The organism is Flavobacterium sp. FlaQc-57 (assembly GCF_044007395.1).
In the GTDB taxonomy this organism is placed as follows: Bacteria; Bacteroidota; Bacteroidia; order Flavobacteriales; family Flavobacteriaceae; genus Flavobacterium.
The window spans coordinates 348,748-370,995 of the sequence record NZ_JBIPDA010000001.1; the positions used below are offsets into that span (position 1 = coordinate 348,748).

Consider the following 22,248-nt stretch of genomic DNA (forward strand, 5'->3'; position numbering starts at 1 on the left):
TTTGAAATTGAAGATTTTTTGACAGCTATAACTCATATGACATAAATGGACAAATGGTTCGTGCTTGTTCTAAAATGAAATCTTTTTTGATCGTTTTTAACCCCTTTTTATTGCTTTATTTTTAAACTCTACTAATTTGATAGAACAAAGATATGTTAAAAATATTAACACCAAAATTTTAACTAAATTTTTTGCAAAAAAAAAGTTAACTAAAATTTTTGTAAAATTTTAGTTAACTAGAAACAAGACAGTTAATACTTATATCACTTTTGTATACTATGTAAGAAAATTTCTAACAGAATTAAATCTGATTAGAAATAGCTCGTAAAGAACGGGCTTAATTTTAAAAAAAAATCCTTTCTCCTTTTAAACAAATCATCTAGTCATCACAACTTTTTAAAGAATTCAACAAATACGAAACAGATGAATTATAAAACCTTCCAACAGGCAATTGCTTGTTTTTGACATTGATAGTGTTCGTATTGTAACTTGTTATTTTTTTTATTGCAACCAAAAAAGAGCGATGAATTCTTAAAAATAAACCTTCAGGTAATTTGTCTTCCATTTCAGTGATCGATTGGTAGGTTTTATAACAATCTGTTGCGGTATAAATAAGTAAATAGTTTCCCTGAGATTCAAAATAATCTATTTCATCTAAAAAAAGCTTAACCATTTTTCTTTCGCATTTTACAAAAATAAAAGCACGATCGATTTCCTGATTTTTAGAATGTAAAACTATCTCGTTCAATTCTCTAATTTTAGTGTATTTGCTTATCGCTTTTGTAAAACGTTCTAGCGAAATTGGCTTTAAAATATAATCGACAGCATCAATTTCAAATCCTTCAACAGCATATTCTGTATAAGCAGTTGTAAAGATTACAGCCGTTTCTGCAAATAAACTTTTAGCAAATTCGATTCCTGATTTTCCGGGTAAATTGATGTCTAAAAAAATAAGATCAATTTTATGCGATTTCAGCACGTTTTGTGCATTTGAAACGCTCGTAAATTTGCCTTTCAAATCCAAAAAGTCAAACTTAGCAATATGAAGTTCCAGTAAAATAGAAGCCGGTAACTCATCTTCAATTATGATACAATTAATTGCTGCCATCTTTTATCTTTATTTTTAAGGAAACAAAAAAACTTACAGTCTCATTTTTTATCGTCAAAACATGTTTTTCAGGATATAGTAATTCTAATCTCCTTTTTACATTTGCAATACCAATTCCGCTACTTACATTATCAGTTTGAGTATTAAAATTCTCCGGCAAACTGTTTTCAATTTTAACCACAAGCCATTCTTCACTTGCATTTATAGCAATCGTTATCCAACCCTGATTGTTTTCATCTAAGCAATATTTGTAACTATTTTCGATAAACGGAAGTATCAAAAAAGGCTCAATCGAATGATTTTCAACATTTCCATAAACACTAAAACTCAATTGAAGCTGATTCTCAAAACGCAGTTGTTGCAACGCTATATAATTTTTGAGATAATCAATTTCATTTTCCAAAGAAATACTTTTATTGTTTACGTCATAAATCGAAAACCGAAGCAGATCTGATATCTTAAGTACAATCTCGGCAGAATCATCAGATTTACTCAAAATTTTAGAGTATAAACTATTTAGTACATTGAATAGAAAATGTGGATGAAATTGATTTCGGAGAGACGATAATTCGGCTTGTAATTTCTCTGATAATATCGTCTGAACTTTATTCCTTTCCTCGGCTAGATAATAAAACAGTTTAAATGCAATTGGCATCGTGACAACAAATTGAAGTTTACTCACATTATACAAAAAAACCGGAGCCGACAAAAGAGGTTCGGTTTTCCAAAAAGTCAAATAGTAACGTATTATAATATAGTTGTCGATTAGTCGCTGCAAGAATGCAAAAATTAAAATAAGAAGAATGTAGCAACCAATAAAAGCGACGTTTTTTTTCTTAAACAACAAACGAGGCATTAAAAATTCAACAACAATAGTTACAAAAAGTATCTTAGGCAAAACGCTGTAGCACTCATTTCGCAGCGCCATGAAAAAATCTCCTCCGGGCAAACCCTGAATCAAACTAAACAATAAAATATATCCCAACCAATAAATGGCATACAGTCTAATGATCAGAGATCTGTTTTCAGGATCGTAAGTTAATATCTTCATTTAGCTTCGTTAGTTTCTTATAAATGTAAAAATAGTGCTTTTGTTTCAAATCAAAATTGTTGTTTACAACGCTAATAATGTCGTTTAAATAAGTTGCTTTTTTAGAACACACAAGAAAAATATCTTTCGCTTGTAATATTAATCTAAAAATAGCTAGAGATGAAAAAAACACTCTTTTTTTACTTGGTTTTAATGTGTTGTACATACATGGTTAACGCCAAAAATATTGACGTATACCCTACTAATTGGTGGGTTGGAATGAAAACAAATTCGGTACAATTACTTATTCGAAGCACTGGAGAAGCCTTTTCTTCTGATAATGTCAGCATTAATTATTCTGGAATTAAAGTTTTGAAAACACATCAATTTTCGAACAAAAAATATCTTGCTGTAGACATTTTAATCTCACCCGAAGCTCGTCCCGGAACGGTATTAATTGAAGTTTTGCAAAACGGAAAAAAACAAAAAATTAACTGGCTCCTTAATTCCCGCAGAACTGGCAACGGTACCGAATATGCAAAGGGCGTAACTTCTGCTGATTTTATCGATTTAATAATGGTAGATCGCTTTAGTAACGGCGACCCAACAAACGATCGCGTAAAAGGCATGCGAGATCAATCTTTAGACAGAAATCAAATGTACGATCGACATGGCGGTGATTTGCAAGGCGTTATTAATAATCTGGACTATTTGCAAGGTCTAGGAATTACGGCTTTGTGGTTTACTCCTGTAATGGAAAACGATATGATGAACCGCACCGAACATGGTTACGCTATTACAGATCATTATAAAATTGATGCGCGTTATAGCGGAGATGAAAAGTATAAAGAACTGAGCGAGCAACTGCATAAACGCGGAATGAAACTCATTTTTGACGCTGTTTACAATCACTTTGGACTCTATCATTTTTTAGAACAAGACCAGCCAGAAAATGACTGGGTGCATCGCTGGCCAGAATACACGCAAACCAATTATAGAGAACAGCCTTTGTTTGATCCGTATGGCGCAAAATCTGATCAGAAAAAAATGAGCAATGGCTGGTTTGATAAAATCATGCCGGACATCAATCAGGATAATCCGTATATGGCCAACTTTTTAATTCAGAATTGCATTTGGCACATCGAAACCTTTGGTATAGACGGCGTTCGTTTAGACACTTATACTTACAATGATTTAAATTTTGCCAATCGTTGCAATGCCGCGATTTTAAATGAATATCCTAAAATGACCATTTTTGGCGAAATTATGGTTCATGGAGTAGCCAATCAGGCTTATTTTGAACAAAATAATATTGATACGCCTTTTAAAAGCAATTTGCCTTCAGTTGTAGATTTTCAGAGTTTGTATTACGGAATTATCCCCGCTCTTACGCAGCCATTTGGATGGACAGATGGCGTAAACAAATTATACTATACGCTGAGCAGCGATTTTTTAAGTAAAAATGCAATGCAAAAAGTACTGCTTTTAGACAATCACGACGAACCACGTTTCTTTTCTGTTGTTGGAGAAAATGTAGACAAACAAAAAATGGGTTTTCAATGGTTGCTTACGTGCCGCGGAATCCCACAATTGTATTATGGTTCTGAAGTTTTGGTTAAAGGTTTTAAAGCACCTGATGGTTTAGTTCGCAGCGATTTTCCGGGCGGGTGGACAACTGATACTAAAAATGCTTTTACAGGAAAAGGTTTAACCGAAGACGAAAAATCTACGCAGGATTTAGTTCGAAAACTGGCCAACTTCAGAAAAACATCGTCTGCTTTAACAACAGGAAAATTGATGCATTATATTCCTGTAGATGGCTTGTACGTCTATTTTAGGTATGATGAAAAACAAACCATTATGTGCGTTATGAATACCAGTAATAGCGAAAAAGAAATCGATTTTCAAAAATATAAAGAAAGAACAGACGGATTTAATTCGGCTAAAAATGTTGTTACAGATGAAAAATTCGCATCACTTCAAAAAACTACAATTCCAGCTATGAAAATGTGGGTTCTGGAATTGAATAAATAATCAGGATTCTTAGTGATAAAACTCGATTTAATAAAGATCAGGAATTATGATTTATTATAAAAATACATTGTTTTTATTATTGTTCTTTTTTCAGCTAAGTTTTGGACAGCTTGCACCTAAAGTACCGAAGAAGGTCTATACCACAAAGGCTTTGGGTGCTATAGCGCCACCTGTAATCGATGGACTTTTGACAGAGGAAAGCTGGAATATTGTAGATTGGACGGGAGATTATATCGAAAATCTTCCTGACGAAAATACAGCGCCTATTGAGCAGACTAAATTCAAAATTGTATACGACAAAGAGTTCATCTATTTTGCCTTTAGATGTTATGACAAAGACCCAAAAGGAATTGTAGAAAGACTCTCAAGGCGTGATGGTTTTGAAGGCGATTGGATCGAAATTAACATTAGCAGTCATAATGATCAGCTAACGAGTTTTTCATTTGCAGGATCAGCCGCAGGAGTAAAAAGTGATGGTTTTATATCTGACAACGGAAAAACCTGGGACGGAAACTGGAATCCAATTTGGTATTTAAAAACCAATATTGATGATGAAGGCTGGACGGCCGAAATCAAAATTCCGTTAAGTCAGTTAAAATTTAGCGATGCTCCGGAACAATTTTGGGGATTACAATCGACCAGAAGGTATTTTAGAACCGAAGAACGTTCTGTGTGGCAGCGAATTCCTCTCGATGCACCGGGTTGGGTCAGTGAATTTGGAGAATTGCATGGTTTAATTGGTTTATCTCCTCAAAGACAAATAGAAATTCAGCCTTTTATGCTTTCTAAGTTGGAAACTTATCCTAAAGAAGAAGGTAATTCGTTTAAAAGTGGTAATGATTTCAAGTTAAACGGAGGTTTGGATGCTAAAATTGGGATTACTAATGATCTCACCTTGAACTTAACAATTAATCCCGATTTTGGTCAGGTAGAAGCTGATCCGTCTACTATTGTTTTAGATGGTTTTCAGGTTTTTTTTGATGAACGTCGCCCCTTTTTTGTAGAGAATAAAAACATCTTTAATTATTCATTTGCCGATGATCAGGACAATTTATTTTATTCCCGCAGAATTGGTCGAAATCCTAACGGACAACCTATTATTCCTGATGGTGCTTTTATGTCCATCCCTAATAACACAACAATTTTGGGAGCAGCAAAATTTAGCGGAAAAACCAAAAATGGCTGGTCAATTGGAATCCTTGAAAGTGTTACCAATAAAGAATATGCAAAGATCCAGGAGAAAGATCAGATAAAAAAACTGTTGGTAGAACCCTTGACTAATTATCTTGTTGGTCGTGTTCAAAAAGATTTTAATAACCGTAACAGCTACTTTGGAACTGTTTTTACGGCCGTAAATAGAAATTTAGAAACTGATTTTCTAAAATTTATGCATCAATCTGCTTATACAGCCGGAATCGACTTTATGCACAACTGGAAAAACCGAAAATATTATTTTAAAGGCAATTTTGTTGTCAGCAGTGTTCAAGGCAGTGAAAAAGCAATAACAGCGACACAAAGAAATATGACACATTTATTTCAGAGAATTGATGCCGGACATCTTTCTGTCGATTCTTTGCGAACTTCACTCGAAGGAACTGGCGGAAAATTTGAAATGGGAAAAGCAAGTGTTGGAAACTGGCGTTATAAAGGATCAATAATATGGAGATCTCCTGAATTAGAGCTTAATGATATCGGTTTTTTAAGGCAAGCTGATGAAATCAAACAATATACCTTTTTATCTTATGAGACTCTAAAGCCTTTTGGACATTTCAGAAAAATAACCACTACTTTAGAACAGCTTTCAATCTTTGATTTTGAAGGCAATTATAATAAAATGCAATATAGTCTGGGTTCTGATTTTGTGTTAAAAAACAATTGGAGTTTTGTTGTTTCGGCCATTTATAAACCTGTAAACTATTCTAATTCTATTTTGCAGGGCGGACCTCGATTTCGTTATTCTGAAGAGTTTTTTAAATCTATCAATATTACTTCAGACAGTCGAAAAAAGCTCAAATACAACTTCGCTATTTATGATACAAAAGGCAAAAACAATTCATTTTCATATACCGAATTTGCTGCCGGAATTACTTATCAGCCTGTTAATGCTTTCACATTTTCTTTGAACCCCAGTTTTTCTTCTAATAAAAATAAACTGCAATACATTACGCAAACGAGTTTTAATACTGATTCGCGTTATATTACGGCAAATCTCGATCAGAATACATTAAGCGCTTCTATTCGATTGGATTATAATATTAACCCCAATTTGACCATTCAATACTACGGACAGCCTTTTATTTCCAGAGGAAGATATACTACTTTCAATCGGGTAATAAATCCAACGGCAGTTTATTATGGAGATCGAGTAAGTTTGTTCGACTCCAATCAGATTCATTTTGATGAGCAAAAAAACAGTTATCAGATCGACGAAGACTCAAACGGAATTACAGATTACAGCATTCACAATCCGGATTTTGCTTTTGTACAATTTCGATCTAATCTGGTGGCGCGTTGGGAATATATTCCGGGTTCAGAAATTTTCCTGGTCTGGTCGCAAGGAATAACTTCAAACGGAGATGCTAAAGAAAATTTAGTTACAGAACTCAATTCTCAGATTTTAGGTCGAAAGCCTACTAATACTTTTTTGATCAAAATGACTTATCGATTTATGTTTTAGCAATCGTAATGTTTTAACAACACTCTATAACCGGAACAGCCTTTTAGTATGAAATACATTTATTTTTTTTCAGAAAACTTAAAGGCTGTTTTTATTGGTATTAACGACAGAACAAAAAACACTAAACTCTCATTTTCAACACATTAAAAAAATCAAAAAATATGCTTCCATAAAAAAACAACATTTTTTGTAAATAAAGTTTTATTATTCTGCTTTTTAAAAAACTTGTAAACACTAAAACGTTGTAGTTTTTCTATTTTAATTAATTAAATAGTTTTAATGTTAATAAAATATACTTTTAACATAAAAATAACCACTTTATTAACTAAAATTAAATTATGAAGAAAAACCTACTTTTGTATTATGCCTTACTAATTCCCTTTGCTTTTTTGCAAGCACAAGTGAATACTTCGTACTTATGGCATCTTCATCAACCCACATATTGGGGCGATGTAAGTAAAAAAAATGTGAACCGATACCAAATCGTAAAAGAGTCGCAAGACTTAAAGATTTCGGGTGCAAATAATGATAAAAACGGACTGGCACATCCTACAAACAACCTTGAAGAAATTTTTGGTACAGGCGATCGTGTTGCTGCGTATCAATTTGCTCCAAAAAATGCTATAAACTCTATTCGTGATTTAGCCAAAGCCGGAGCACAAATAACTTATGGAGGTTCTTTGATGGAAAACGTTAATGAACTTGCACAAGCCAATCAATGGGGATATTCTAATTCGTGGACGCAGAATATTAAAGATGCAAAAGCATGGAAAACTTCTGGCGGATATTCTCGAATGGAAGTCGTTTCGTTTACCATGCATCATGCGCTTTCGCCATTATTGAGCGACGAAGCTTTAAAAAAAGAAATCAAAGCGCATCAATATTACAGCGCACAATTATTTGGTTCACATGATTCTAAAGGATATTGGCCGGCAGAATGTGCTTTTTCTGAAAGGATTATAAAAACCTTAACCGAATGTGGCATCGAATGGTCTGTAATTGCCAACAGTCATTTGTCCAGAACTCTGGCCGATTATCCTTTAAAATACGGATCTGGCGGTACAATGTGCGATGTTCCCAACAAAGCAGATCAGGTTGAAACTACAGGAAACACGTGGTTCTCTGCTCAAAAAGATGCACGTGGCGGTCAGTTTGCCGTACCGTATTCTTACCTTCCTTACAAAGCAAAATATGTCGATCCGGAAACAGCTCAGGAATACAAAATTACGGTAGTACCAATGGCAGATTATGAAAGTTATGAAGATGGATATGCTGCAATTGGTACTTCGTTGATTGCTCCAATTGTTGCAAAAGCATCGACCTCGCCAAGACCTCCTTTGGTTTTATTTGCTCACGATGGCGATAATGCTTGGGGCGGTGGTTCCTCGTATTACAACGAATCGGTTACGGGATTTTCTCATGCCTCTGCGGCCAACGGAAATATTCCAACTACAATTCCGCAGTATTTACACGATAATCCCGTTCCGGAATCGGCAGTAGTACACGTTGAAGACGGAGCTTGGGTAAATGCCGATGGCGATTTTGGACACCCGCAGTTCACCAACTGGTTGTGGCCGTTTTTTGATCCTGTTACTAAAAAGTTTAATCCAAACGGATGGACAGAAGACATGATGAATCAAGCTATTACAACTGCGGGAGAAAACCACGCAATCATGGCAGAACAGCTTGAAGGAAATAATCTTAGAATGAGCGAAATTGTAAATCCTACAGCAGCAGTAAGTCCATCCGAAAAAGCCTGGCATTTTTTAATGGCGGGTTACGACAGCGGAAATGCTTATTATGGTCTTGCCGAAGATTTAGAAATAAAAACAACTCTGGCTGTTAATCGTTGTGTGCAATTTGCAAAACCAACTCTCGATGCACATCCGGGCGAAGATGCAACAAAACCTTCCGTATTTATTCCGCAACGTTGGCCATACAATCCCGGAGAAAAAGGATATGGAGCGCCTTATGCGTATAAAGATTTTCTAAACTCGGCAGATTTTACAGTGTATACTTTTGCTTATGATGTAAGTGGGATTCAGAAATCAGAATTAAAATACCGAATTGATGTTGACGGAAAAAACAATCTTAATTCTAATGACAATGAAATTTATGCCGGTGGCGCCGAAGTAGGAAGCTGGATTTCTTTGCCAATGAGCGAAAGGGTTTTCCCGAAAGGAAACTTTACCAATAATCCTCAAGCCGATTTGTATATGCTTCCGGATGTTATTGCCAATCAATATTATGCTGAAATCGCAGGAATATCAGAGAAATTACTGGATTATTACGTAGAAGTAACGGATAAGAAAGGAAATGTAACGAAATCTAAAATTCAGCATGTTTGGGTTGGAAAAAATCTTGATGTTGCACCAAAAATTGCGTTTACACCAGACACAAGCAATTCTACAACTGCTATAGATATTACAATTACGGCAACTGACAGTACTGATCCTAAACCAAAATTGTATTACACAATTGATGGTTCTACTCCTACTCTTTCTTCTGCATTTGTCGAGTCTGTAAAAACACTTAATATTGCACAAACTACCACAATTAAAGCCTTTGCGGTAGATAAAGATGGAAATCAATCTGAAATTGTTACCAAAACGATTACTATTGGGACGGTTCCGGAATTTACCGTTTATTTTAAGAAACCTGCCAACTGGAATTCTGCTGTAAAAGTATATTATTGGCTTCCAACAGGAACTGCTCCTGCTTTAACATATCCCGGAGTTGCAATGACAAAGGATTGTGGCGATTGGTATAAATATACTTTTCCGTCGACTGTAACGGCTTCAAATTTATTGTTTAATGATGGAACCTTAAAAACTGCTGATTTAAATTCTACTGGCGGAATTAAGTATTACGACAACGCGTGGTTGGCCGCTGAACCTGCAAACAGATGTTCTACTACAGTAGCACCCGATTTTACAATTTCGCAAGCGGGCGGTACTTTTACAACAGGAACTACGGTAAACCTGACCTTAACTGCAAACGAAACTACGTCTACAATTTATTATACTTTAGACGGAACTACGCCTACAACGGCTTCTCTTTCTTCAATAGGAACTAAAACTTTGGCCATAACAAGTACAACAACTCTTAAAGCTTTTGCTAAAAATGTGGCAGGATTAAGTTCTGCCGTTAAAACAGAAACTTATACTTTTAATTCCCCAAGCACATTTACGGTTTACTTTAAAAAACCAACGAATTGGAATGCTGCTGTAAAAGTCTATTACTGGTCACCAACAGGAACTGCTCCTGCGGTAACTTATCCGGGAGTTGCAATGACCAAAGATTGTGGCGACTGGTATAGTTATACATTTCCGTCGACTGTAAGCGCAACGAATTTATTGTTTAATGACGGAAATCTAAAAACTGGTGATTTGAGCACAACGGCTGGAATTAAATTTTATGACTCGGCTTGGTTAAGTGCTGAACCTGCAAATAGATGCCCTGTTATTGCACCCGATTTCACAAACTCAAAAGCAGGCGGAACTTTTACAACTGGAACTACTGTAAATGTTATTTTAACGGCAAACGAAGCAAGTTCTACTCTTTATTATACTTTAGACGGAACTACGCCTACAACAAGTTCAGCATCTGCAATTGCAACAAAATCGTTTGCTTTTACTGCCACTACGACTTTAAAAGCATTTGTGGTGAATACGGCAGGAGTTTCATCAGCTGTAAAAACCGAAGTTTATAATTTTAGTGCAGCGACCACATTAACGGTGTATTTTAAACCTCCAACGAGCTGGACTGCTGCTCCAAAAGTACATTATTGGAATGCTGTTCCCGCAGGAAGCGTGGCAAATACAACTTGGCCGGGCGTTACCATGACGGCAGATGTAAATGGTTTTTATAAATACACGATTACGGGCCCAACATCTGTTAATATCATCTTTAATAATGGTTCTAGCGGTTCTGCAAATCAAACTGCCGATTTATTGAATAAAACAGATGGCTACTCTTATACTTGGGGAGTTTCTACAGCAAAAATGCTTGCTGTTCCGGAAGTTGCCGAAGAACAAACGTATGCGATTCGATTGTATCCAAATCCGGCAGATCAAACTTTATACATTGACTCGACTATTGCTATGACTGATTATAGTATTATATCGGCACAAGGAAGTATTGTTCAGGAAGGAAAATCTAATGTAAATAGTATCGACATAAGTCGTTTAAGCAGCGGTCTTTATTTCATCACCATAAAATTAGAAAACGGAAAAGAAACCATGCAAAAAATCATTAAAAGGTAAATTTTACGAATTTTATAAAATAACAAAACCTCCAAAGTTAAACTTTGGAGGTTTTTAATTTCTTTGTGATTCTACCCTTTTTATAGCAATCATTCAAACTATTATTTTCTGCCTTTTATTCTGCTTAAAGTTTCCGGCGACATATTGAGATAAGAAGCCACAATTTTATTGGATAACCTGCTTACAATTTCAGGATTACGGCTAACCAGTTCTTTATAACGCATTTCGGCATCTCTGGTTACTTCTCTTTGAAAAATGATAATATTATCCATATAAGCATTTTCAAGATAGATTCGATAATATTTTTCCCAAGCAGGGATAATATCCAAGAGGTAGAAAAAATCTTTTCGGGAAATATGAAAAACCTGCGTATCCTCCATCGCCTGAATAAATTCGGCAGCAGGCAATTGTTTTATAAAACTCGTAAGTCCGGTAGCATATTGCTGTTCAAAAGCCAAATGTCGTGTGGTTTCCTGACCATCTTCACGAATAAAATAGATCCTTAAACATCCTTTAAGAACAAAATTAATGTACTGGCTTACTTGACCGGCATGCAGTAATGTCTCATTTTTTTGATATTCTTTGAAAAAAAATAAATCCAATACCATATTGAGCTGTTCCTCTGTTAATAGTACTCTGCTTTTTATATGTTCTGCCAGTGTTGTTTTATCCATTTTTTGTAACAAATTCGGGTTGTTTCTTTTGCTTTTTTAATTCAGCATATGCTAAGATAGCACTTATAGCAGCGGCCACAGCACCCATTATATAAATATTATTATAGCCACCGTTTCTTGCCACTAATCCGGCTACAGGCGCAGTTAGACCAACACCAATATCAAAAAAAGCATTATAAGCTGCAATAGCCATTCCGCGATTTGACGGATCTACGTGGTTAACCGCAATAAGTCCAAAAGAAGGAAATACTAACGACATACCCAAACCTGTTAATAGAGATCCTGTAATACCCATCGCTGCCGAAGTGGCACTCCAAATTAAGAGCAATCCAATAGCTTCTATAATAAGTGAAATTAAAGCGACCTTTGCTCCTCCAAATTTATCAGGATATCCCGAAAAGAAAATACGGGTTCCGATATATCCAATTCCAAAAGCACTTATGGCAAACGATGCGCCATCCCAAGATTGCTGTGCAAAGTAAAGTGTAATAAACGATGCTATACCTCCAAAACCAATGCTTGCAAGCGCCAAACCACTACCTGATTTCCAAACCAAACCAATGGCTTTAAAAAATGACAATTGATGTTCCTGTGGTTCCATTTTTACCTGAGGTAAGGCTAGCATCGACAAATAGGCTAATATTGGGAACAAGATAATCAGAGTAAAAGGTGTAATAATCGAAAAATGTCCTTGTAAATAAATACTCAATGGAGCACCAATAGAAAGTCCCCCGTACATGCCCATACCATTCCAAACTATCACTTTCCCGATGTGTTTTTTACCTACTATTTTAAAACCCCATGCAAAAATCCCAATTACAATATAGCTTTCCGCAATACCCAAAATGATACGTGCAATTATCAGAACGATTAAACTTAACAGTGGCAGCGAAGTTAATAATACCGAAGCGACACATAAAACACCCGTGACTGTACTGAGTATTAAGCCTAATGTAATCGACTTTTTACCTCCTTTGGTATCAGCAAGTTTACCTGCACTTTGACGCGTAAATAACGTGGCGGCATATTGAATACCAATTACAAGTCCAACTATAATATTACTGTAACCTAAAGTGTCATGTACAAAAAAAGGTAATACTCCAAGAGAAATACCCATTATAAGAAATATATTAAAAATAATACCCGCTATAGTTAAGAGGTATTTAGTTCGAGTAGCTTTGATGGCTTTAGTTTCTGTTTCTGCTATTGTATACATTTGTTGTGATAATAAATTTATTGGGCAAAATTACTATCGGTAAAAACAAAAAACATTGACCGACGTCAAAATCGAGACTTTTTTAAAAATAAAAACAGAAGCCAATTTTTCAAGTTGACTTCTGTTTATGTTAATGTTTTTTTGAAATTAATTAAAAAGAACCCAATGGTCTTTTTCTAATCTCTCTCCAGAAAATGCTTTTTTAGCGGTGAAAGTTTTAGCTTCAGATCGCTTTACATCTCCTTGATATTGCATACTAAAGCTAACATCATTTACAGTAGAAGTTAATACCCCATCTTTATAAGAACTTGCAGTTCCTTTTCCAACAAAACTAACTTTATAGGTTTGACCGTTTTCGATAACCTTAAAAGTTCCGCTAGTAGGCTTTATGCTAATACCATTTTTAACTGCCATTCCTCCTTTTTCAGAATTGATATTTTTACCCAATAAAGATTGTCCCCATTTTGTAAAAGTATAAGCGGTAGCTTCTGAGTAACCTCCAAAACTATAATCTCCTTTGGCTAAATTATTTTGAAGTGACGAAAACAATTCAAAATAAACAACTGCTCCATCTTCGGTTCCGGAAATTGATTTCGATTTTAACGAAAAATCAATATTGTAGGCATTGCCTCTTACGCCGTAATTTTCAAGATAACCTTGTGATAATTCAACGCTTTGATCGCCTATTTTTAAAAAACCCTTATTTGCATTCTCATTCGAATTTTCGTCGTCGCTGCTTGAACAGGACGAAAATAACGCAATGAAAATTAGCACTAATAATTTGATACTATAATTCATATTGATATGATTAAATTTTTATACTTGCGAATTCGTTTTGATAATTAGGGACAAAAGACGAAACTCTTATCCCCGATTATTAAACTTATTTAACTATAATTCTCGTAGATAATCCTGTTTTTAGGCTTTTCACAAAGTAACTTCCTGAAGCTAAGTCTGAGGTAGAAAACTCGGTTTCAAACCCGGTTGTATTAATTTGTTTTACCAAAAATCCATTCATACTGAAGATTACGATATTATCATATTCGAGAGTAGATTTTAAGGTAGCTTTACCAGTTGCAACAGTTGGATATACGTAAAAATCTCCTATCTTTTTCCAACGCCCGTAAAGCGTAAAATTGGCCGTTTGTTTAATATCAAAACCACTTATCTCTTTTCCGTACGAACTATCAGCATACCATCCTAAAAATCGATATCCTACGCAAGCAGCTTCGTCTAATGTATAAGCAGTTCCAGTTTGCACGCTCGTTTTATTGGGATTTATTGTTCCTGTTGGTAAATTCAAATACGAAACACTGTAGAAACTTGGCGGAATTACCTCATCGGCTTTATTGTTTCCGTCTTTTCCCCAAAAAGCATAAAACGTTTGATTTCCTGTTACAGTAACTGCAATTTCTTTTATCAAATTTGCTACTGTAGCTGAAGTTGACCATCCATAAAATGTATATTCTTTTAGAGTAGGAATTGGTAACGTCAAGGCTGTTCCTTCAGTATATTCTAAAGGAGTTAAACCTGTTATAGGTTTTCCATCTATTGAATTATTGTAGCTAATTCCAGATTTTACGATGGGTTTTGGATTGGGCTTATTGTTTCCGCCTTCGCCCCAAAAAGCATAAAATGTTTGGTTTCCTGTTGCTGTTGCTGGAATAGTTTTAAGCAATCCGGGAGAAGTAGCAGTTGCTGACCATCCAAAAAACGTATATCCTTCTAATTTGGGAGTTGATAAATTGGTTACAATCCCTTCTAAATACTCCGATGGCGAAAGTGTTATTGCTTTTCCGTCGATAGAATTTATGTAATTAATTTGCGAAAACTTAGCATCGGCTTTTAACCATCTTGGATCTCCCAGAGCATTCCCTTCTAATGAAGCTTTGGCTAAAGGAGAATTTTTAGAGAAGCTAAAATTACCAATTGCCGGGTTAGGATATGAAAGTGTTGCCATACCTAGTCCTGTTAATGTCTTAATATTAGTTTCAGTAACCGTAACTGTCCCTTTAATTGCTTTTGAAGAAACTCCCACTAGAAGATTATTATCTAAAACTAGCTTTCCTGCGCCGTTAGCATTATTAGAACTGAACAAATTAATCGCTTTAGGATTTTCTCGTTCATCCTGCATAATATTATTTTTGAAGGTATACGTTGAAGTAGCACTGTACTGATTATCAATAAATACAAAAGCAGTTCCTTCCTGACTACAAGCATTATAAATGGTATTACTTTCTATCGTAACATTTAATACCTCGTTTGCGGCATCTTTTTTCTGTAACGCTAAGAAATTGTTTCCTTTGGTGTAATTGAAAATCGTCGAGTTTTTAATTGAAACTGAATTTACAATACGTGAATCCGGCTGAATGAAATTTCCGCCTTCAGCAGAACTTCCGTCGATTATACAATTGTCTAAAGCAATTTTCGAAATCGGATTTTCGCTAGTTCCTTCCGTTACTAATAAACTTTGTTTGATTCCTTTTATAGCAGCATTTTTTATTTCCAAACTTGCTAAACCTGCGCCTTTTTTAAATTGCATAAAATTCGCATTTGTCAAATCAAAATCTACTCCATCAAATTTGAAAGTTCCTGAAAAGATTTCCGGATTTTCTGAATAGAATGTTCCTGCAAAAACTGGTTTTGCATTTTCATCTGGAACAAATGTGTATTTATGATTTTTAACAGCAAGATCTGTAGTTGTAGTATAAGTTCCGCTAGCCATAATGAATTTTGAACCATCTTCGGCAGCATTGTATTTTTCTACAAAGTTTTGCGGATTTACGTACACATCTAATGTACCATTTTGAACTGCCGTTAAATGACTTACAAGGCTGTTAATATACACTTCGACATTGGTATAAATACCGTCAACTGTTTTTAGGTTACCATCGGCAGAGCTTGCAGGATTTAATCCTTTCTCTGTTTCCCATTTGTCCGGCATTCCGTCTCCATCTGTATCCAAAGGCGCTTCGCCAGTAGGAAGAACTGGCCATCCTCCTGTTGCCGACGGTGTATCAATGTAGCCATTTGTGCTTCCGTTCCCACCGTTCATAATAGTTGCTTTACCAGAACGAGTATCGTCAACTGCTCTTTTATCTACGGCGTCTCTGTATAGATTTGCTCCGGCATTTTCTAAAACCAATTCGTATGCTTTTGTTGCAACATGAGTTGTTATTTCTCCAAAAGGATGCGGTGCTTCAATTTTCACTTCATCTTTATCGGCATCGCTTACTGGTAATTGACTGCTATGAAATTGGCTGTAAACTCCATAAGTCCAGTTATCTTTACTGGCTCTGTCAGATCCTACAACATAGTTGCCATCTACATAATATTTACCCCAAATACCGTACAATGGCGAGGTTGTGTCTAAACTTCTGCCTGTTGATAAAATACGTTCTTTTGTTCCATTTGAAGTTCCGGGACCTGGTTTCCAATAATTGTTTACTAAATTCACGTTCATGGCATCACCACCATAACAGCTGTTTCCTCCCCAATTGTAAATTACGTTGTTACGAATATCAACTAAATCTGTTTTTGCAAAAATATCATTCGCATATTCTCCTAACCTTGGATTACGGCTGTCGTGGTGCGCTAACAAATTGTGATGAAATGAAGCGTTTTTACCTCCCCAAACACCTCCATAACCGTGTGCTCCTTTGGCATGAACGGAGTTACGAAGACTTTCAGAAATGATACACCATTGCATTGTAAAGTTTGTATTTTGATAGAAAGAAACACATTCGTCTGTTGACCAACTCATCGAACAGTGATCTACAATGATATTCTTTTGAAAACGTCCGCCTAATGCATCATTTTCTACGTCGTTAGTATCTCCCATTCTAAAGCGTAAATAACGAATAATTACATTATCTCCTCTTACCTTAGCGTTATAATCTTTTAATGTAATTCCTCCACCCGGAGCTGTTTGCCCCGCAATAGTAATATTACTTGTAATGTTTAATTCGCTTTTTAGTTCGATATTTCCAGATACTTTAAAAACCACAATTCTTGGTCCGGCTTGATTAATCGCATCACGCAATGAACCTGTTCCGGAATCATTTAAGTTGGTTACATAAATAACTTTTCCGCCACGTCCACCGGTTACATATTTACCGTAACCTTCGGCTCCAGGAAATGCAGGAACAGTTTCTGTGCCTCCGCCTGTAGCTTCTTTTTTAACTTCGATCTTTCCTTCTCCTGTAAAAAACTCCGGATTGGTTGTTTTATCGTAAACTCCATCTTTAAAATCTACTCCGTTTAGAGTCAGTTTTTGTACGTTTAAAACCGTACTTAAAACCGCTTTTCCATTACCTGAAATATTTAAACTTAAAGTTGATCCTGCGGCACGTTCATGGCTAAAAATCACAGTATTATCCTGAGCAACATTAATGGTTCCTGAACCAAAAGCATTTGCCGAAGCTCCCTCGATTGCAGTTGGATAATTTAGCGCTGGGAATTTTGTACTTTTTTGAGTTAAATCCCAAATTCCAATAAACTCGCTGTTGTCTCCTTTTAAAAGTAAAACGCCTGTATTTGCATTAACTCCCTGACCTGTATTTACCGGAAGAATAGTTCCGCTACCGGAAACTGGTCCGCTCAAAGTCATTACGGTTTGATTGGCAATACCAGAGATCATTTCGAATTTTACAGTTCCCGAAATTACTATTGGCGCATCTAAAGTCATTCCTGCTCCGCTTGTGTTATAATACACGCGAGTTCCATCTTTAAAAATTAAATTTCCTGTCGCTTTATGCGAACCTCTTAATCGAAGCGTTCCTGCTCCGGAAAACGTAATATCTGCCGGAAAAACGGTAGCAGTTGTCTCGATTTCTTTTGTAGACGAAACTGTTTTTCCTGCCACTGGCATTTCTGCAGGACTAAAATTCGCTGCGTTGTCCCAGTTTTTGTTTAAAGCCGCTGTAAATTCGTAATTAAAATTACTTGGCGGAATTACTTCGTCAGGTTTATTATTTCCTGATGTTCCCCAAAAAGCATACACAGTTTGATTTCCTGTTGCTGTTGAAACAATTTCTTTTAGGCTATTTGCCACGGTTGCCGAATTTGACCATCCATAAAATGTATATCCCTTTAGAGTTGGTATTGGCAATGTTAGCAAAGTACCTTCAGTATATTCTAACGGAGCTAAACCAGTTAATCCTAAACCATCAATTGAATTGATATAATTGATAGGCGATTTTACTGCTCCTCCATTTATTGTCATGCTAATGGTACTTATATCGCTCAATCCGCCATATTCGTTTGCAGCCTGAATCGTGTACACATGCGCACCAGCATCTGTAGCAACGTCTACATATTTTGCTTCGGTTGTAATGGTTTGAATTTTACCATCTTTACTCACAACGTAACACATTGCATATTGGTTTTCATCCCATTTTAAAGTATTTTTTTCTGCAATAATAACATTTGATGGTTTTGTAACTTGTTCTACAATTCTACGCGGATCCCATTTGTCTGTTCCACTCAAAACGTTTTCTATGGTGTATTCATCTGCCTGCGCTTTTGTTAGAACAGGATTGTAATTTCCTGTTTGAGCAATACCATTTACAGTAAATGTATTTGTTCTGTTATCGGTATTAACCGCTACACCGTTTCCGTTTACACTATTGTATTCTGCAAAAAGTGCCGGATACGTCCCCATATTTGCCCATCCAAGTGTGTTAGGCTCATTTATCATTTTTGTATTTAAATAAACTGCTCTTGGTGCATTTTGCCAAGGACGTCCCAGATAATAACTCGTCGTCGCAGTAATGGTGTTATTATTAAAAATATAACCGTATTGCGTGGCTGCATCGTGGTTTGGCGCTACAATATAACCACCCGCAACAGAAACCAGTTTACATTCTTCAAACCAATGTGTTCCTCCTCCACAGATAAAATCAACATCTCCCTCTATGGTAGATTTATAATAAAAACTTCTTTTTCCTCCTGTAACCTGAGTATCTTGTTTACTTCTTAATCGAACTCCGTTGTAAACATTTCGATCTCCGGCAGGATTCAATGCAGGTTTTTGTCCAGAATTAATTATTCCGTCTTTGTGTTCTATCGTAACATTTTCCATGTACAAATCATTGGCTTCGATAGAAAGTACAGCGTTTTTAATTCCCTGAGCAGGATTTCCCTGCAGAATAACTTTGTCTTTGGATTGTGCAATTAAAGAAACATTGTTTTTACCTGACGGAAGCTGCAATACTATACCTTGTGGATTTGTGCCGTCGCCTCCCAAATTATATGTTCCGTTGGTAATTAATACCAAAAATCTCGATGCTGAATTTGATGGCGCTGCATTAAAGGCTTCAGCTATTGTTTTAACATATTTTGCTGTAGCAAGCTGTTCGGCAGTTGCATTTGCATCAACAATCAAATCAAATTTACGTTTGGCAGGAACTGGTTTTTCCATTGTTTTAAAGGATAAACTTATTGCTGCGCCATTATTTCCGGAAAGATCTTTTACAAATCCTGTCGGAATAGTAAAAGTATATTGTTTGTTATACTCAAGTCCGAAATAACTAAACTTAACCGTTTTGTTTACAAACTCGGCATTTAGATTCTTTCCGTTTAATACGGCTTGTCCTGTTCCTAATTGCACTTGTTCGTTAAAATTCAGAATAATATTTCCGTTGGCACCAACAGAATTTGCTGCTTCTGCCGGAAACGAAGATTCCAGAACTGGTGCTGTGGTATCTAAAACCAAAACCTCATCGGCCTTAATCATTAAATTCGATAAAATTGTAGCGGTTACATCCGTGGCAGATCCGTGTTTTGGACCGTTAGTGTTTGGAAACCATCTAAGGTATATTTTATCTTTTCCTTCTGCTTCGACCGGAAGAATTCCGCCAATATTGGTAATCGTATTGGTATTTATGGTGGTTAATGCCGAAACATTTACAAAGTTTACTCCGTCTAGTGAATATTGAAAAGTCCACTCATCGCATCCGTAATAATAACCCAGAAGTCCCGAAGCTACATTGATATTCTTATAACCCACTGTCGAAAGTGTTGTCATAAAATAAAAGAGCTGACCTCGCTCTGTATTCCATACACAAAAGCCGTTTTTACCGCCTCTGTTCTGAAGTCTTACATTTGGTGCAAAAACATTGTCAGCAACATTATAAGCAAACAATTGAGGTTTGTTTTCTACTTTAGAATACAGTTCTGCTACTCGCGGATTGGCATATTGATCGTTTTTAAAAGTCCAGCCTGCAATAAAATTCTGATTAGCATAAGTTCCCGTAATATTTTGGTTTTGATTCATTACAACTGATGTACTCAACGCTGTTGAACCATCAGACCAATTACTGAATTTGATAATGTCGTTTTCAATCGCAGTTACTGTAACATTAGTTCCGCTTTCGTATATTGAGAATGCGCCATCTTTCCCTGCTGGAGAAATGGCGTAATCGCCTAATCCAAATGCACCGTTAACGCTTACATTTAGTGTATAAGTTGCAATAGGATCATATTGTGCAATAAGGGTAGCGTTTGCATTTACGGTAAATGTTAGCGGATTTGCGGTCGAAACCAAAGCTCCTTTATCATCTACCCATTGTTTAAAATTGTAACCAAAGTTTTTGCTGGCGGTTAATTTTACTTCGGTTCCTTTAGCAAATGTAGTTCCTCCCGGATTAAGCGTAATGGTTCCTGATGATGCCGGACTTACATTTGTTGTTAAGGTAAAATTTACAGCGTTTGGATTATCGGTAACTTTTTCAAAATAATCGACATTAAACAAATAACCTGTTCCCGGTCCTGTAAAAACAAGATACAAATCGAAAGTTCCTGTTGTTGGCGTAATAGCTGCCGAAAACTTCTTGTAATTGGTAAAACTTGTGCTTCCTGATACAACTGCAGTTCCTATTAAAGTTCCGGTTGCTGAGCCTAATCTAAATTCGACAGTCCCTCCCGTTGCGCCTGCGGCAGTTACATCAAAACGAGTAACAAACTCCGTAAACGCCATTGCGTTAAATTTTACCCAGGTGCCATTTTTAATGTAACCTACATTTCCTGTGCCCGAGAGCGCAGCATTGGTTTCGGCCCTCGCGCCCGAAGACTGATTAAAGGTTTCGGCTTCAATTTTTTCAATTGTTTGCGAAAACCCCATTACTGTAAACAGTATGAGGTAAAGATGAATAAAGAATTGTTTTTTCATTTGGTTATTATGGTTTGGTTAGTAAAAGTGTTCGAAAGAGATTCTCCTTCTGTCTAAATTGTTTTATTCTTATAATTTTTATTTTAGAGTGTAATAAATTCTAACACATAGTCCTGACGCTTCGGGATAGATTTAGGACGCTTAAAAAAGGCGTTTCACTTGTTTAAATAAACATAGCGGGCTATGTGCTAGAAACTAGTTTCTTTTTTATGCTCTTTTTATACAAAACCTATGTTTCTATGTGTTAAAAAAAATCATGAATTATAGTCGGTTAGATTATTTTAATTCTTTCATTCCTTCAAAAACAAGCCTTGCAACTTCTACAGCACCTTTGGTTTGAAAGTACGTATTGTCTTTTTGACCGTTAGGATAAGCTTCGTATAAACCTGCGGAAAAATTCATGAAATAGTTTTCGGTCACATAAGGCTGTCCTTTTTTAGTAAAAAACTGCATTGATTTTTGGTTTAAATCGATAAGCATTACATTTTGCTCTTTTGCAATATCTTTTACGGCTTGGTCGTACAATCCGTGAATGTTTTGCAATTCGCCATTTTTCCAAGGAAAGTTTCTGGCTACGGGAGTTAGAATAATTGGCTTAGCTCCTTTGGCTCTTGTTTGTTCGATAAACAATCTTAAAAATTCTTTGTAGCCTTCGAGACTTACATAGCGTTCGGGTTTGTCTTCGGCAGCATCATTATGACCAAACTGCATTAAAACCAGATCATCTTTTTTAAGATTTTCATATACGGCACGCCATCTACCTTCTTGAAAAAAAGTTCGGGTACTGCGCCCGCCTCTTGCTCTGTCATCTACAAAAACGCTGTCGGTTTTTATCAGCTTATTGATTTGTTTCAGACTGTCTTTGACTAAAAACTGCTGAAAAACCTGTCCCCAACCTGTAACGGGATATCGGGTTTTCATATAGTCTTTGCCTTCTTCGTAATTATTGGCATAATCTGCCATTGTCGAATCGCCTATTAAATAAACTGTTGTTCTGGATTTTGATTTATCAAAAGCTGTAAACAGGATTCCCAGACTCAAACAGATTATTGGTATTAGTAATTTTGCTTTCAT

General features: G+C 36.0%; 10 protein-coding genes. 3 read left to right on the plus strand and 7 right to left on the minus strand.

Annotation, left to right across the window (positions count from 1 at the left end):
* Nucleotides 1–379: 379 nt before the first annotated feature.
* Together ACHRVZ_RS01510 and ACHRVZ_RS01515 are read right to left on the minus strand one after the other, a co-directional pair.
* The gene (locus tag ACHRVZ_RS01510) at nt 380–1,108 is read right to left on the minus strand and encodes a LytR/AlgR family response regulator transcription factor (protein WP_395420312.1); all 729 of its coding nucleotides are present in this window, start codon (nt 1,106–1,108) and stop codon (nt 380–382) included.
* A complete protein-coding gene (locus ACHRVZ_RS01515) occupies nt 1,095–2,159 on the minus strand; it encodes a sensor histidine kinase (RefSeq protein ID WP_395420314.1) in 1,065 nt (354 codons plus the stop codon). The genes ACHRVZ_RS01510 and ACHRVZ_RS01515 overlap by 14 nt, the downstream gene beginning before the upstream one ends.
* Nucleotides 2,160–2,318: 159 nt before the next feature.
* Here ACHRVZ_RS01515 and ACHRVZ_RS01520 point away from each other — a divergent pair, with 159 nt between their 5' ends.
* The 3 genes from ACHRVZ_RS01520 to ACHRVZ_RS01530 all read left to right on the plus strand — a co-directional run bounded on the left by ACHRVZ_RS01520 (nt 2,319) and on the right by ACHRVZ_RS01530 (nt 11,114).
* Nucleotides 2,319–4,172, plus strand: coding sequence for an alpha-amylase family glycosyl hydrolase (locus ACHRVZ_RS01520; RefSeq protein WP_395420315.1), 1,854 nt, complete (start codon nt 2,319–2,321; stop codon nt 4,170–4,172).
* A 46-nt stretch (nt 4,173–4,218) separates the two neighbouring features.
* Nucleotides 4,219–6,849 (plus strand): DUF5916 domain-containing protein, encoded by a 2,631-nt coding sequence (locus ACHRVZ_RS01525; protein ID WP_395420316.1) that lies wholly within the window; start codon nt 4,219–4,221, stop codon nt 6,847–6,849.
* A gap of 338 nt (nt 6,850–7,187) precedes the next feature.
* A complete protein-coding gene (locus tag ACHRVZ_RS01530; protein WP_395420317.1) occupies nt 7,188–11,114 on the plus strand; it encodes a starch-binding protein in 3,927 nt (1,308 codons plus the stop codon).
* 101 nt (nt 11,115–11,215) lie between these two features.
* Here ACHRVZ_RS01530 and ACHRVZ_RS01535 read toward each other — a convergent pair whose 3' ends face one another.
* The 5 genes from ACHRVZ_RS01535 to ACHRVZ_RS01555 form a co-directional block, all read right to left on the minus strand.
* Complete coding sequence (locus ACHRVZ_RS01535) at nt 11,216–11,788, minus strand: Crp/Fnr family transcriptional regulator (protein ID WP_395420318.1); 573 nt, start codon at nt 11,786–11,788, stop codon at nt 11,216–11,218.
* Nucleotides 11,781–13,004, minus strand: coding sequence for an MFS transporter (locus tag ACHRVZ_RS01540; protein WP_395420320.1), 1,224 nt, complete (start codon nt 13,002–13,004; stop codon nt 11,781–11,783). Before ACHRVZ_RS01540 ends, ACHRVZ_RS01535 begins: the two co-directional genes overlap by 8 nt.
* A gap of 147 nt (nt 13,005–13,151) precedes the next feature.
* Nucleotides 13,152–13,802: a hypothetical protein gene (locus ACHRVZ_RS01545; RefSeq protein WP_395420321.1), complete on the minus strand. Its 651-nt coding sequence runs from the start codon at nt 13,800–13,802 to the stop codon at nt 13,152–13,154.
* Nucleotides 13,803–13,887: 85 nt separating this feature from the next.
* Nucleotides 13,888–21,174 (minus strand): pectinesterase family protein, encoded by a 7,287-nt coding sequence (locus tag ACHRVZ_RS01550; RefSeq protein WP_395420323.1) that lies wholly within the window; start codon nt 21,172–21,174, stop codon nt 13,888–13,890.
* Nucleotides 21,175–21,450: 276 nt separating this feature from the next.
* The gene (locus ACHRVZ_RS01555; protein ID WP_395420325.1) at nt 21,451–22,248 is read right to left on the minus strand and encodes a rhamnogalacturonan acetylesterase; all 798 of its coding nucleotides are present in this window, start codon (nt 22,246–22,248) and stop codon (nt 21,451–21,453) included.